Origin of the sequence: Cypionkella sp., assembly GCF_034376685.1 — a bacterium.
In the GTDB taxonomy this organism is placed as follows: Bacteria; Pseudomonadota; Alphaproteobacteria; order Rhodobacterales; family Rhodobacteraceae; genus Cypionkella.
Genome location: NZ_JAXMJJ010000036.1, coordinates 104,354 through 117,805, shown reverse-complemented (window position 1 = coordinate 117,805; position 13,452 = coordinate 104,354). Strand labels below are relative to the sequence as shown.

Genomic DNA, 13,452 nt, shown 5'->3' with positions numbered 1-13,452 from the left:
AGAGCCGTTTATGCGCGGCTAAACCCAGTGCGATCCAGTGGCCAGACTGGACGGCGGACGCGGGTGTAGGGCCGCAGGTGGGCTTGCGGGGTGGCGAGCGCGCCGGTGTCGCAGACGATGACTTTGCCCGCGATCGGCTCGAACGCGGCGCGGAAGTGTTGCATGGATTTCACCACCAGAAAGCGCAAGCTGGCGGGTTCGATGCCGAAGGTGCGAACCTGCATCAGATCGAGCATTTGAGCCGGCTGGGTGACGACAAGGATATCAATGCCATTGACGCGCAGAACGGCGGTGGGGCCGAAGCTGTGGGTGATGCCGCCGAGGATCGGGCCATTGCCGGTATAGCTGCCATCGGACAGGTGGATGATTTCGCCTGTCACATTCAGCGGGCCGCCGCCAAAGCTGGGGTCTTGCTTGCCGCCAAGGGCGAGGGTGACATGATCGCCGACAGTGTGGCGGTGCAGGATGGCTGCCGCCTGAGGGTCGATCATCGGGGCGAAAGCGCCGCCTGTGGCTTTGGCGTCAAACAGCGCCTGCAACAAAGCGGTGGCGTCGCCGTAGGCGCCTGCGCCGGGGTTGTCGGCGTAGTCGGCGATAACAAGCGGGCCGTGGCTGGCGTCGAAATCGCGGGCTTGTTGGGCGGCGGTGGCGGGGGTGAGGAAATCGTTCGAGACAGAGTCGCGCTGCGCCCAGATCGTATTGGCCAGACCTTCGGCAATCGCGCGGGCGCGGGTATCGGCTGAGGGGATATTCTGGTCGTAGCTGACCAGAACGGTTGGGCCAGCCTCCAGAATATCAGCCTCGGCGAAGCCCGCGTTGATCGACACCGCAAGGATGCCGGGTTCGGATTCGTGCTGTGTGGCGCGGGTGTAGAGGGCGGCGGTTTGCGGCACATCGGTGCGGCCTGCGTTGGCTTCATCCAGCATCGGCAGGTGGGTGCGCAGGGTAGTGGGGCGGGTTTTACCACGCAGCATCGCATCCAGAAGGCGGGCGGCGTGGCGGCCGGTCTCGCGCATGTCGATATGCGGATAGGTTTTGTAGCTGACCATGATCTGCGCTGCCGCGACCATCGCGGGGGTGACCATCGCGTGCAGATCCAGCGTGACGGCGATGGGCATATCCGGGCCGACAATGCCGCGCAGGCGGTGCAGGAGTTCGCCTTCGCCATCTTCGCAGAACGTCGGCACCATTGAGCCGTGCAGGCTAAGGAGGATTCCGTCCAATGTGTGGCGATGCTGCCGCGCGCTATCGCAGATCAGGCCCGCGATATGGTCAAACGCCTCAGGCGCCACACGCGCGCCGGGGGTGGCATGGGCGGAAACGGTGTGGGTGATCTGCCAGCCTGCGGCACGGCCAATGTCGAGGAAACCCGCCAGTTCTTCGTTCACATCGCCGAAGCGGTCGATGGCAGTTTGGCCCAGATCCAGCACATCGTTGCGGAAATCTTGCAGGGTGGTTTCGCCCTTTTTGAAGGTGTTGCTTTCGTGGACGAAAGAGCCGGTCAGGATGTGGAAGGGCATGATTGGGCTTTCAAAGCGGGTGGAAGCAGGCGGTGGGGTGGGCTGAGGCATCCAACGCGGGGCGTTCTATGCGGCAGCGATCTGTGGCGCGCGGGCAGCGTCCGGCAAAGGCGCAGCCGGGGGGCAGGTCAAATGGGCTGGGGATTTCGCCGCTGAGCGGGGCTATGGCACGGCGGCGCTGCGGGTCCGGGGCAAAACCGCTGTCGATCAGGGCGCGGGTGTAGGGATGGCGGGGTTGGGCATCGGCGGTGGGCAGGATTTCCACCACAGCGCCGAGATACATCACCACAATGCGATCGCAGAAATAGCGCACGAGGCCGAGATCGTGGCTGATGAACAGGTAGGTCAGGCCCATCTGATCGCGCAGGCCTGCCAGCAGATCAATGATTTGGGCCTGAATAGAGACATCTAGGGAAGCGGTCGGTTCATCCAGCACGACAAATTCGGGGCGCAGGGCAAGGGCACGGGCGATGCCGACGCGCTGGCGCTGGCCGCCAGACAGTTGATGCGGGTGGCTGGTCGCCATGTGGGTTGGCAGGCCGACGGCGGTGAGCATTTCGGCGATCTGGCCGGGGAGCAGCGGGCGGCGTTGCACGGTGAAGGGTTCGGTCAGCACATCAGCCACGGAAAAGCGCGGGTCGAGCGAGGAATACGGGTCTTGAAACACCATCGCCATGCGTTTGCGCGCGGCGCGCAAGGCGCTGGGGCCAAGACTGGTGAGGTCGGTTCCATCCATGACGACGCGACCCGAACTAGGCTCTAACAAGCGCAAAACCAGTCTTGCGAGGGTGGATTTGCCGCAGCCGCTTTCGCCCACAACGCCGACGACTTCGCCTTTGGCGATGGTCAGCGACACATCGCGCACCGCCAGCATGGCGCGGGGGCGTTTGAGGAAACCACCGCCGGTTTGGAAGCGTTTGGTCAGGGCTTCGATCTGGAGCATCGGGGCGGTCATAGCGCGGGCTCTGGCAGGTGCAGGCAGGCGGCTTGGCCATCGCCACGGGCGGTCAGAGGTGGAATTTGGGCGGCACATTCGTCGGTGGCTTTGGCGCAACGGGGATGGAAGCGGCAGCCTGTGGGGTATTGGCGGGCGGAGGGGACAGCACCGGGAATGCCGCGCAGGGTGCCACGCGCCATGCCTTCCTGCGGGATGCAGTTGATCAGGGCTTTGGTATAGGGGTGCTGCGGGGCGGCGAAAATCGGGGCGACGGCGCCTTCCTCGGCCAGACGGCCCGCATAGAGCACCGCGACCCGGTCGCAGATTTGCGCGACGACGCCCATGTCATGGGTGATCAGCAGCAGGGCGACGCCTTTTTCGCGCACGAGGGCGGCGAGGATCTGGATGATTTGGGCCTGCACAGTGACATCCAGCGCGGTGGTCGGCTCATCGGCGACGATCAGTTCGGGGTCGCCTGCCAGCGCCATAGCGATGACGATGCGTTGCTTCATGCCGCCGGAAAGCTGATGCGGCCAAGCCTCGGCCACGGCATGGGCTTCGGGGATGCGCAGTTGCGTCAGCAGATCAAGGGTGCGGGCGCGGGCGGCTGATTTGGTCAGACCCAGATGCAGGCGGGAGACCACGTCAATCTGCGCGCCGATGCGTTGCACGGGGTCCAGCGCGGTCATCGGGTTTTGGGTGACAAAGCCGATCCGCCTGCCCCGCAGGGCGCGGCGTTGCGGGTCGGTGAGGGTGGCAAGATCTTGGCCGTCAAACCGCACCGCACCGGCGCTGACGCGGCCACCGATCAAGGGCAGCAGGCCCATCGCGGCCATCGCGGTGAGGGATTTGCCGGAACCGGATTCGCCAACGAGGCCGAGAGTTTGGCCGCGTTCCAGCTTTAGGCTGACGCCATCGAGCAGCTGCGCCGAGCCGATGGAAACGTTGACGTTTTGCAGTTCCAGCAGCGTGGTCATACCGCCCTCCGCATCCGGGCGCGGATGTCGAGTTCTGCGATCAGCGCATCGCCGTAGAGGTTGATCGCGACGACGGTGATGGCGACGGCGAGGCCGGGGAAGATGATGATCCACGGGGCTTTGAACACGAGGGCCGAGCCTGCCGACATCATGCCGCCCCAGGATGGCACCGGGGGTTGTGCGCCAAGGCCGAAGAAGCCGAGGGTGGCTTCGAGGATGATGGCATCGCCCGTTGCCAGCATGGCGCTGACCAGCACGGGGGCGAGGGCGTTGGGCAGCAGGTGGCGGAACAGGATATGGCCGTTGCCGGCACCAAGGCTGGCGGCGGCTTCGATGAAGGTTTCGCCCTTCAGCGTCATGATCTGGGCGCGGGTCAGGCGGGTGAATTGCGCGAGATATGCCACCGAGATCGCGACCATGGTGCCGGTGGTGCCGGGGCCGATGATCGCGACCAAGATCAGCGCGATCAGGATTTCGGGGAAGCTCCATGTCAGGTCCACCACGGTGGTGACGGCGCGGTCAAACCAGCCGCCGAACCATGCGGCGGCGGCGCCCAGGGTCATGCCGCAGAGCACTGAGATGGAAATGGCGATGCTGCTGACCGACAGCGAGGTGCGCGCGCCATACATCAGGCGGGTGAGCAGATCGCGGCCAAATTCATCGGTGCCAAGCCAATGGCTGGCCGAGGGCGGTTGCCATGCAGATTTAAGCTCTTGAATATCATAGGCATAGGGAGTCAGCAGCGGGGCCGCGATGGCGGCGAAGATCACAAGGATCAGCCAGAGGCCAGCCGGGGCACCTGCGGGGCGACGCAGCGCGCGGATTGGGGCGGGCAGCGTCATGCGAGCGCCGCCCGGACGCGCGGGTCCATTGCGGCTTGTAGGATGTCGCCTAGCAGGGTGCCAAGCATGACGGCCATCGCCAGCATCAACAGGCAGGCTTGCACCACGGGGTAATCGTGTTGGCTGAGGGATTTGATCAGCAGGGTGCCAAGACCGGGGCGGGCGAAGACCACCTCAACCGTCACCGCGCCGCCTAATATCCAGCCGATGCGCAAAGCGAGGATGGTGACCACCGGGATCAAGGCATGGCGCAGGACATGGCGGAGTTGGATGCGCAGCGGCGACAGGCCCTTGGCGTGCAGCAGGGTGACGAAATCGCGGCCAGAGGCTTCGATCATCGCGACGCGGGTGATGCGGGCGACGAGGGCGGTGCCGCCCAAACCGATGGTCAGAACCGGCAGCACCAAGGCGCTGGCGCTGCGTGCGCCGGAGACCGGGAACCAGCCGAGCCAGACCGAAAAGATCAGCATCAGGATCAGACCGAGCCAGAAGCTGGGCATGGTGGAACCGAGCAGGACGCCGCCCATAATGGCTCTATCCGGCCATTTGTCACGATTCAGCGCAGCGAGAACGCCTAAGCCGATACCGACGACGGATGAGAACAGCAGCGCAAAGCCGCCCAGCCGCAGCGAATGGGGAAGGGCTTGCAGGATCAGATCCGACACCGGGCGGCGGGCGACGATGGCGGTGCCAAGATCGCCCTGCATCACCTTGGACAGCCAGATGCCGTATTGCACCGGCAGCGGTTGATCGAGGCCATAGCGGGCCTCCATCTCGGCGCGGGCCTCGGGGGACGATCCAACCTTTAGTAGGTTATCGACCGGATCGCCGGGGATGAAATGCAGGATCAGGAAAATCACCAGCGAGACGGCAAGGAACACCGGCACAAGCATCACGATCCGACGGATCAGATATGAATACATGGCCGTTGCCCCTGCCCTGCGCCGTTATTCCTTCACTTCCATATCCATCACGGCGGTAGAGCCTACGACGGGCGCGTTCATCGCCTCGGGCATCACCAGACGGTCGGCATTATAGGCAACGCTGTCGACTGGCTGATAGATCGGGGCCATCGGGAACTGGGTCAGCACATATTCATGGTAGGCGGTGAAATTGGTCACGCGCTCTGCCATGTTTTTCGCCCCGGTCATCGCGGCTTTGCGCAGTTCTTCGGCCTTGGGATCGTTGAACATCGAGACGTTCGGGTAGCCCAGACGATCCGCGCCAAAGAACCAATCGACGATGTCGGCGTTGTCCCAGTTATAGGAACGAACGGCGAGTTGCTGGGTGCCGGTCTTGTATTGATCGCGGATCATCGAGCTGTCGAAGGTGGTGATTTCGGCCTCAACGCCCACGGCTTTCAACTGGGCTTGCACCACTTCGGTGAGGCGGCGGAAGATGCTGTCGCTTTGGGTCCACAGGCTGACTTTCAGCGCCACGCCGTCTTTGGCGCGCACACCATCCGTGCCCATCACCCAGCCAGCTTCATCCAGCAGGGCATTGGCGCGGGCGGGGTCGTAGTGGATTTTGGCGCTGTCCGCGACTTGGCCTTCTGGCAGCGCGGAGATCAGGAACGTGTCGGCAATAGCACCAACGCCGCCGAACACAGAGGCGAGGATTTCTTCTTGGTTGATCGCTTTGGCAACGGCTTCGCGCACTTTGATATCGTCAAACGGCGCTTTGGTGACGTTGATCGGCATGTAGTAGACGTCTTGGCCCGGAAGGGTCAAAACCGCAAGGTTAGGCTCTTTTTGCACCTCTGACAGCAGGTCAGCGGGCACGCCGAGCAGCATATCGACGCCGCCGGTTTTCAGCTCTAGAAACGCGGTGGAATCTTCGGCGATTTCGCGGAAGGTGATTTTGGCGATATGGGCGGGGCCGGTGTTTTTCGCCAAGGGCGAGCCCCAGGTGTAATCGTCATTGCGCACCAGCACGGTTTCCTGACCGACGGTGAAGCTTTCCAGCTTGAACGGGCCGGTGCCATAGACTTCGGTGACGCCATAATTGTCGCCCAAAGCGGCAAAGGATTTCGGCTCGACCACCGACATGAAGCTGGAGGACAGGTTATACAGCATGTTCGGTTCGGGCCGCGCCATGACGAATTTGACGGTCAGATCATCGACCACTTCGACGCTTGCGATGGCTTCGGTCATATAGGCGTTTTCGCTGCCCTTGAAGGCTTCTAGCCACGGGCCGATGGTGGCGGCGTTGAAGGGTTCGCCATTGTGGAAGGTGACGCCGGGCTTCAGATGGAAGGTCCAGGACATGCCGTCGGGGGCTTCTTCCCAGGATTCGGCCAGCCACGGATGATAGGACAGATCGGAGGCCTGGCTGATCATACGGTCAAAGATCAGCGTGGTGGCTTTATTCAGGTTGTTGGCTTTGATAGGGTTGTAGGTGGGCGCGCCGACCTCACTGGTGTTCAGCACGAATACGGCTTCTTGCGCGCTGACGGCTTGGGCGGCGCATAGCGCGAACAGGCTGACGCTGGCGGTGAGAAGCGTTTTGCGGATACTCATGGTCATTGGACAGATCCTCCTTTGTTGGTTTTTTGTTTGTTATGTGGTGGGCTTGGTGGGGCCGCGGGCCGAGCCGATATGGCCGATAAAGCTGCCGTGTAGCGCCGATACGCGGGCCATGCGGGCCTCTACCTGCGCGCCAAGTTCGCGGAACACACCGTTGATCATCAGGCCGACCAGCGAGGACATTGCCGAGGTGGTGTCCCAGAAATGATTGAGATCGGTGGGCACGGCGAACACTTCGGTCACGGTGTCATGCGCCCATGAGCAGTAGGGATCGGTGATCAGCGTCACAGGGATGCCGGCATCGCGCGCAGCCAAGGCCAGATCGCGGGTTAGGCGGGAATAGCGGCGCGCGTCGATCAGAACGAGGGTGGTCTCAGTAGGGTCGTCCAGCAAAACCTCGGCAAAATGGCCAGCGGCGACATCGCACAGCTGCACGCCTGCGCGCAGGTATTGCAGGTTGTGGGCGAGTTCGGCGGCGCGGCCGCGTTCGGTCTGAAAGCCAGCGATCCAGACCGAGCGGCGGTGCGACAGCCGCTTGACGGTGGCATCGAAGGCGGGGCTGGCGGCCATTTCGTAGACCGCGACGAGGGCGGCCATTTCACGTTCCAGCGCGCGAGAAAGTTCGGCGTTGCCGCTTTGGCTGCGACGGTGGAAATCTTGCAAGCGGTCGCCGATCAGCCATGCCTTGTCGCCCAGATCAAGCTGAAGGCTGCCTTTGAGGTCTTTCAGATGGCGATATCCCAAGGTGCGGCAGAACCGGCCCACGGTGGCCTCTGACACACCGACCTTTGCCGCCACCGAAGCGGCGGTTTCAAACGGCAGGGATTGCAGATTGGCGAGCAGAAACCCGGCGATGGCGCGATCTGACGGGGTGCCATCGGTGGTGGCCGTGGTCAGGCGTTGCCGCAGATCGCTTGAAGCGGCGGTGGGGTCTTCCGAAAAAGGCGGGTCGTCTTGCGGCAAATCCGGGGTTCCTTTTGGGTATCAGGAAAGACTGTCAGGATTCTGTCATTCGGTCAAGCTTGCAAGTAAACTAAAATAAATCTAGCGTGACGCCACCGCTGACAGGAGGCCCACATGACCCAGACCCGCGCGCCTTTGCGCATTGAAGCCGCCGATCTGCGCCTTGTGCGCCTGCCGCTGGTGACGCCGTTCACCATTGCCACCGGCACGATGACCGAGAAAATCTTCCCGCTGCTGGTGCTGAAAGCCGATGGGATCGAGGGCTATGCCGAGGGCGTGATGGACCCGCTGCCGGATTATCTGGAGGAAACCGTGACAGGGGCAATGGGCCTGCTGCGCGACGTTTTGCTGCCGCAACTGATCGGCCAAAGCTTTGCGCATCCGCAGGAATTGGCTCGCAAACTGGTGCCGTGGCGAGCCAACCATATGGCGAAGGCGACGGTCGAGATGGCGTTCTGGGATCTGTGGGCGAAATCGCTGAACCTGCCGTTGCAGACCGTGCTGGGCGGGTCGGGCGACGCTATTGATGTCGGAGTTTCCTTGGGAATCGGGCCGATTGCGACGACGATGCAGCGGATCGCCAGCCATCTGGAGCAAGGCTACAAGCGGATCAAGCTGAAGGTGAAGCCGGGGCATGATCTGGAATTGCTGCGGGCGGCGCGGGCGGAATTTCCGGGGGCGCATCTGACGGTGGATGCCAATTCCTGCTATACCTTGGCCGATACCGCGCTGTTGCAGCAGATGGATGGGTTTGATCTGGATTACATCGAGCAGCCGCTGGCCTGGGATGACATTCACGACCACGCCACGCTGCAAACCCGGCTGCGCACGCCGATCTGTCTAGATGAGTGCATCCGCACCGTCGAGCATACCCGCAAGGCGCTGCAAACGGGTGCGGCGCGGGTAATCAATATCAAGGTTGGGCGCTCGGGCGGTTATGCCAATGCGCTGCGCATCCATGATCTGTGCGAGGCGTTTGCGGTGCCGGTCTGGTGCGGCGGGATGCTGGAATCGGGGATTGGGCGGGCGCATAACATTCATCTGTCCACCCTGCCGAACTTTACCAAACCGGGGGATACATCTTCGGCAAGCCGCTATTTCACGCGGGATATCATTGAGCAGAAGCTGGAAACCACTGCGGGGCGGATGCCGGTGCCGCTGGGGGCGGGCATCGGGGTCAGCCTTGATCTGGACTATCTGAAAACCGCGACGCTGAGCTTTGAAAGCTTTGGCGCATGAGGGAGGTTATCTTTCGCGATCTGTCGGGGATGGCAGAGTTTCGCGCGGCGGAAACCTTGCAGCGCAGCGTCTGGGGGGCGGGGGATCAGCCTGATCCGGCGGATCTGATGATGGTGGTGCAGGGATTGGGCGGGCTGGTTGGCGGAGCTTTTGTGGGCGATGTGCTGATGGGCTATATCTTTGGCCTGCCGTCGCGCGACCCGCAGGTGCAGCATTCGCATCGGCTGGCGGTATTGCCAGAGGCGCGCGGGTTGGGGCTGGGCGTGAAGCTGAAATTCTATCAGCGCGACTGGTGCTTGGCGCGGGGCATAAGCACGGTGCAGTGGACCTATGATCCGCTGCGTCCTATCAACGCGACGCTGAATATTCACCGGTTGGGGGCGCAATCGGGCCGCTATCTGGTTGATTATTATGGCGAGATGGAGGGGATCAACCGCGGCATCGCCTCGGATCGGTTGTTGGTGGATTGGGTGCTGGATAGCCCGCTGGTCGCGGCGCGGGCATTGGGGGATGTTGATCTGAGCGTTGAGGGTGAGCTGCTGCCACTGGCTTTGCCGCAAGATCTGGATGCGCTGTTGGCGCAGGATATGGCAGCGGCCTCGGGCTTGCGGATGCAATTGCGGCTGGCGTTGCAGCAGCGGATGGCCTGCGGGCAGCGGATTGTCGGGTTTGACAAACAGAGCCGCTGCTACCGTCTGGCCTGAGGCCGACGCGCCCGGTTGGGGCGCGTCGGGGTTGATTAGATTTCCCGCACCAGCCGCAGCGCGTCATAAATCGCGGCGTGGATGTTGCGGGCCTCTACCGCGTCACCGATGCGGAACAACTGAAACCCTGCCGGACCGCCACCGTAGGTTTGCGGCTGGCCTGCGATCATGGCGTCGTAATCGACAGCGCCGAGGTTGACCGAACGCGGCTTCAGATCGAAGTAAATGTCGGCCAAGGGCTGCGTGCCGTGGTTGACCACGATCTGATCGTAGTGGGAGGTTTTGCCCAAGGTCATATAGTCAGAATCGACGGTGGCTTTGATCTGGTTGCCGTCTTTCTCTACCCCGGTCAGGCGGTAAGTGACGGTAAAGGTGGTGTTTTTGTCCTGCAAGGCGCGCATGTAGGGCACGAGGTTCATCGCCATCACTTCGGGGGCAAAGCTGCGATCCGGGGTCATGATTTCTACCTTCGCGCCGGCTTCGGTCAGGGTTTGCGCGGCTTGCAGGGCGGTGTGATCGCCCGCGTCGTCATAAAGCAAGACGTTGCTGCCGGGTTTCACATCGCCTGACAGGATATCCCACGCTGAAACCGTCAGGTCATTGCCGAATTTCAGGATGTCTTTTTCCGGCATCCCCCCCGTGGCGATGATCACCACATCGGGGTTTTCGGCCAGGATTTCATCGGCCTCGGCCCAGGTGTTGAAGCGGAATTCGACGCCCAAAGCCGCGCATTGCGCCATGCGCCAATCGATGATGCCGATCATCTCGGCGCGGCGTTTGGTTTGGGCGGTCAGGCGCACTTGACCACCGGGCTGGGGGGCTGCTTCAAACACGGTGACTTTATGGCCACGCTCGGCTGCGACGCGGGCGGCTTCCAGACCAGCGGGGCCTGCGCCGACGACGACGACTTGGCGTTTGGTGGCAGCGCGGGCGATGGCGTGCGGCTGGGTTTCTTCGCGGCCCGTCGAGGGGTTGTGGATGCACAAGGCCATGCCGCCTTGGTAAATGCGGTCAAGGCAATAGGTGGCACCAACGCAGGGGCGAATGTCATCCTCGCGGCCTTCGACGATCTTTTGCACGACATGCGGATCGGCCATATGGGCGCGGGTCATGCCGACCATATCGAGCTGGCCCGAGGCGATGGCATGGCGGGCGGTGGCAACATCGGGGATGCGGGCGGCGTGGAAGGTGGGCAGACCAACCTCGGCGCGGATGCGGCCCGCGAAATCCAGATGCGGGGCGGATTTCATGCCGTGAATCGGGATCACATCGGTCATCGCGGCATCGGTGAAGATGCGGCCCTTGATGATATTCAGGAAATCGACGAGGCCGGAGTCGCGGAACATTTTACCGATTGCAATGCCTTCATCGGCGGAAATGCCGCCCTGTTCGACCTCATCTGCGGTGTAACGGACGCCCAGCAGGAAGTTTTCCCCGACGCGTTTGCGGCAGGCGGCCAGCACATCCATCGCGAAGCGGGCACGGTTTTCCAACGACCCGCCATAGGGCGCGGCGAGGGTGTTGGTGAACGGCGACATGAATTGGTCCATCAGATGGCCGTAGCATTCAAACTCGACCCCATCGAGGCCCGCTTCTTTCATGCGTTCAGCGGCATCGGCGTAGTCGGTGATGATGCGTTCGATGTCCCAATCTTCGATCACCTTCGGGAAGGCGCGGTGCGACGGTTCGCGCGAGGAACTGGCCCCCACGACCGGCAGCCAATCGCCCTTGTCCCAGCGGGTGCGGCGGCCCAGATGGGTAAGCTGGATCATCACGGCGGCCCCCGCCTCGTGGCAATCATCGGTCAGTTGCTTCATCCATTTCACCACCTCGTCCTTGTAGGCGAGGATGTTGTTGAACACCGGGGGCGAGTCTTTCGACACGGCGGCAGAACCTGCGGTCATGGTCAGCGCGACGCCCGCCTTGGCGCGTTCAAGGTGATAGAGGCGGTAGCGATCCTTTGGCATGCCGTCTTCTGGGTAGGCCGGTTCATGGCTGGTGGTCATGATGCGGTTGCGCAGGGTGAGGTGCTTGAGCTGGTAGGGTTGCAACAGGGGATCGGTCGACATTGGGGCCTCGCGCTGGCTGGGGTGTTATGGCTTGGATTTTCTGTAGAAAAGCAGGAATCGACATATGTGTCAAGTTTTCTGTCTTGAGGTTGATCTGACGGGGTTACGGCTTTAGGTTGGGGCTATGGATACTGGGCAAACATCGGAACGAGGCTGGCGTGGCACGCCAGAAGTCTGGCTGGATGCGGCCTATGCGCTGCTGGTGGAAGGCGGGGTTGAGGCGGTGAAGGTGATGCCGCTGGCCGCGCGGTTGGGGTTGTCGCGCACCAGTTTCTATTGGCATTTCGCGGATCGTGAGGCGCTGCTGGCCGGGTTGATCGCGCGCTGGCAAAGCCAGAACACTGCAAATCTGATTGCCCGCACCCAAGCCCCGGCGGCGACGATTGCGGAAGCCATGTTGAATGTGAACGATTGCTGGATCACGCCCGCGCTGTTTGACAGCCGGATGGAGTTTGCCATTCGCACTTGGGCGCTGACGGATGGCGCGCTGGCCGAGGTGTTGAAGGCGGCGGATTTGGATCGGGTTCAGGCTCTAACCACCATGTTCGAGACGTTTTCCTACCCGCAGCATGAGGCGCGGGTGCGGGCGCAGACCGTGTATCTGACGCAGGTTGGCTATATCTCGATGCGGACCGAGGAGTCGCTGGAGTTCCGGCTGCACAATATCCCGGATTATGTGCTGATCTTCACCGGAAAAGCGCCGACAGCGACAGAGCTGGCGGCGTTTCGGGCGCGGAATCAGGCGAGTTAGAGCCTATTCGCGCGCGGCGGCGGCCAAGGCGTTGGCAGCGTTCAGCAGCAGGGGAATGTCGCCGCCGACACCAAGGAAGGTCACGCCCATCTCGCGGTAATGTTTGGCAAGTTTCAGATCAAAGGTCAGAACCCCCGCCGCTTTGCCGCTGGCGATGATCTGGCGCATTGCAGTGTCGATGGCGGCTTGCACTTCGGGGGCGGCGGTGTTGCCCGCGAAGCCCATATCGGCGGCGAGATCGGAGGGGCCGATGAAGATGCAGTCGATGCCCGGAAGGGTCAGGATTTCGGGCAAGGCTGCGAGACCGGCGCGGCTTTCGATTTGCAGGATCAGGCAGACCTCGGCGTTGGCGGTGGACAAATAGTCACTAACACGGCCAAAATCGGCGGCCCGCGCCACCGCAGCGCCGAGGCCGCGCACGCCTTCGGGCGGGTATTTCATCGCGCGGGCCATTGCTTCGGCATGGGCGACGCTTTCGATCATCGGCACCATGACGGTCTGGATGCCTAGGTCGAGCACCTGTTTGACCAGATGGGTTTCGCCCACGGGAATGCGGACAACGGTGCTGGTGCGGCTGGCGATGGTCTGAGCTTGGGTCAGCATGGTGGGGATCGAGTTCGGGCCATGTTCGCCATCAATCAGCAGCCAATCAAAGCCGCAGCCTGACAACAGCTCGGCGGAATAAGGGCTGGCGAGGTTGAGCCAGATACCAAATTGCGGGGTTTTCGCAGCCAGCGCCGCTTTCAGATGGTTTTTCGGCGCGGGCATTGGGGCTCCTTGGGCGGAATGACGGTTGGTCAGCCGGACCGCAAGGGGGTGACGGCCTGTTGCGTTCTTAATAGCATGGATGAAGGGGCTGGACAGAGGTGACATAGGCCCGGCGCGCCACACAACCACAGCGGGATCAAACTGAACCGTTCAACTT

12 protein-coding genes are annotated in these 13,452 nt (G+C 62.5%); 3 read left to right on the top strand and 9 right to left on the bottom strand.

Features of this window, described 5'->3' with window-relative positions; genetic code table 11:
* Positions 1-8 precede the first annotated feature (8 nt).
* Genes U1A24_RS08345 through U1A24_RS08315 form a run of 7 tightly spaced genes read right to left on the bottom strand, consistent with a single transcriptional unit; the run spans position 9 to position 7,764 of the window.
* Positions 9-1,520 (bottom strand): M81 family metallopeptidase, encoded by a 1,512-nt coding sequence (locus U1A24_RS08345; protein WP_322321520.1) that lies wholly within the window; start codon positions 1,518-1,520, stop codon positions 9-11.
* A gap of 10 nt (positions 1,521-1,530) precedes the next feature.
* A complete protein-coding gene (locus tag U1A24_RS08340; RefSeq protein WP_322321519.1) occupies positions 1,531-2,475 on the bottom strand; it encodes an ABC transporter ATP-binding protein in 945 nt (314 codons plus the stop codon).
* Positions 2,472-3,434 (bottom strand): ABC transporter ATP-binding protein, encoded by a 963-nt coding sequence (locus U1A24_RS08335; protein WP_322321518.1) that lies wholly within the window; start codon positions 3,432-3,434, stop codon positions 2,472-2,474. The genes U1A24_RS08340 and U1A24_RS08335 overlap by 4 nt, the downstream gene beginning before the upstream one ends.
* Positions 3,431-4,276 (bottom strand): ABC transporter permease, encoded by an 846-nt coding sequence (locus tag U1A24_RS08330; RefSeq protein WP_322321517.1) that lies wholly within the window; start codon positions 4,274-4,276, stop codon positions 3,431-3,433. Before U1A24_RS08330 ends, U1A24_RS08335 begins: the two co-directional genes overlap by 4 nt.
* Complete coding sequence (locus U1A24_RS08325) at positions 4,273-5,199, bottom strand: ABC transporter permease (RefSeq protein ID WP_322321516.1); 927 nt, start codon at positions 5,197-5,199, stop codon at positions 4,273-4,275. The genes U1A24_RS08330 and U1A24_RS08325 overlap by 4 nt, the downstream gene beginning before the upstream one ends.
* A gap of 24 nt (positions 5,200-5,223) precedes the next feature.
* Positions 5,224-6,801: an ABC transporter substrate-binding protein gene (locus U1A24_RS08320; RefSeq protein ID WP_322321515.1), complete on the bottom strand. Its 1,578-nt coding sequence runs from the start codon at positions 6,799-6,801 to the stop codon at positions 5,224-5,226.
* Between the two features lie 33 nt (positions 6,802-6,834).
* The gene (locus tag U1A24_RS08315) at positions 6,835-7,764 is read right to left on the bottom strand and encodes a MurR/RpiR family transcriptional regulator (RefSeq protein WP_322321514.1); all 930 of its coding nucleotides are present in this window, start codon (positions 7,762-7,764) and stop codon (positions 6,835-6,837) included.
* Between the two features lie 114 nt (positions 7,765-7,878).
* Between U1A24_RS08315 and menC the strand changes: the two genes are divergently transcribed.
* Positions 7,879-9,003: an o-succinylbenzoate synthase gene (gene menC / locus U1A24_RS08310; RefSeq protein WP_322321513.1), complete on the top strand. Its 1,125-nt coding sequence runs from the start codon at positions 7,879-7,881 to the stop codon at positions 9,001-9,003.
* Positions 9,000-9,707 carry a GNAT family N-acetyltransferase gene (locus U1A24_RS08305; RefSeq protein ID WP_322321512.1) on the top strand — a complete coding sequence of 236 codons (708 nt, stop codon included), beginning with the start codon at positions 9,000-9,002 and terminating at the stop codon, positions 9,705-9,707. The genes menC and U1A24_RS08305 overlap by 4 nt, the downstream gene beginning before the upstream one ends.
* A gap of 35 nt (positions 9,708-9,742) precedes the next feature.
* Here U1A24_RS08305 and U1A24_RS08300 read toward each other — a convergent pair whose 3' ends face one another.
* On the bottom strand, positions 9,743-11,776 hold the full coding sequence (locus U1A24_RS08300) for an NADH:flavin oxidoreductase (protein WP_322321511.1): 2,034 nt from the start codon (positions 11,774-11,776) through the stop codon (positions 9,743-9,745).
* 124 nt (positions 11,777-11,900) lie between these two features.
* Here U1A24_RS08300 and U1A24_RS08295 point away from each other — a divergent pair, with 124 nt between their 5' ends.
* Positions 11,901-12,527 carry a TetR/AcrR family transcriptional regulator gene (locus U1A24_RS08295; RefSeq protein WP_322321510.1) on the top strand — a complete coding sequence of 209 codons (627 nt, stop codon included), beginning with the start codon at positions 11,901-11,903 and terminating at the stop codon, positions 12,525-12,527.
* Between the two features lie 3 nt (positions 12,528-12,530).
* On the opposite strand, the gene U1A24_RS08290 is transcribed toward U1A24_RS08295, so the two are convergent.
* Positions 12,531-13,295: an HpcH/HpaI aldolase/citrate lyase family protein gene (locus U1A24_RS08290; protein ID WP_322321509.1), complete on the bottom strand. Its 765-nt coding sequence runs from the start codon at positions 13,293-13,295 to the stop codon at positions 12,531-12,533.
* Positions 13,296-13,452: the final 157 nt, after the last annotated feature.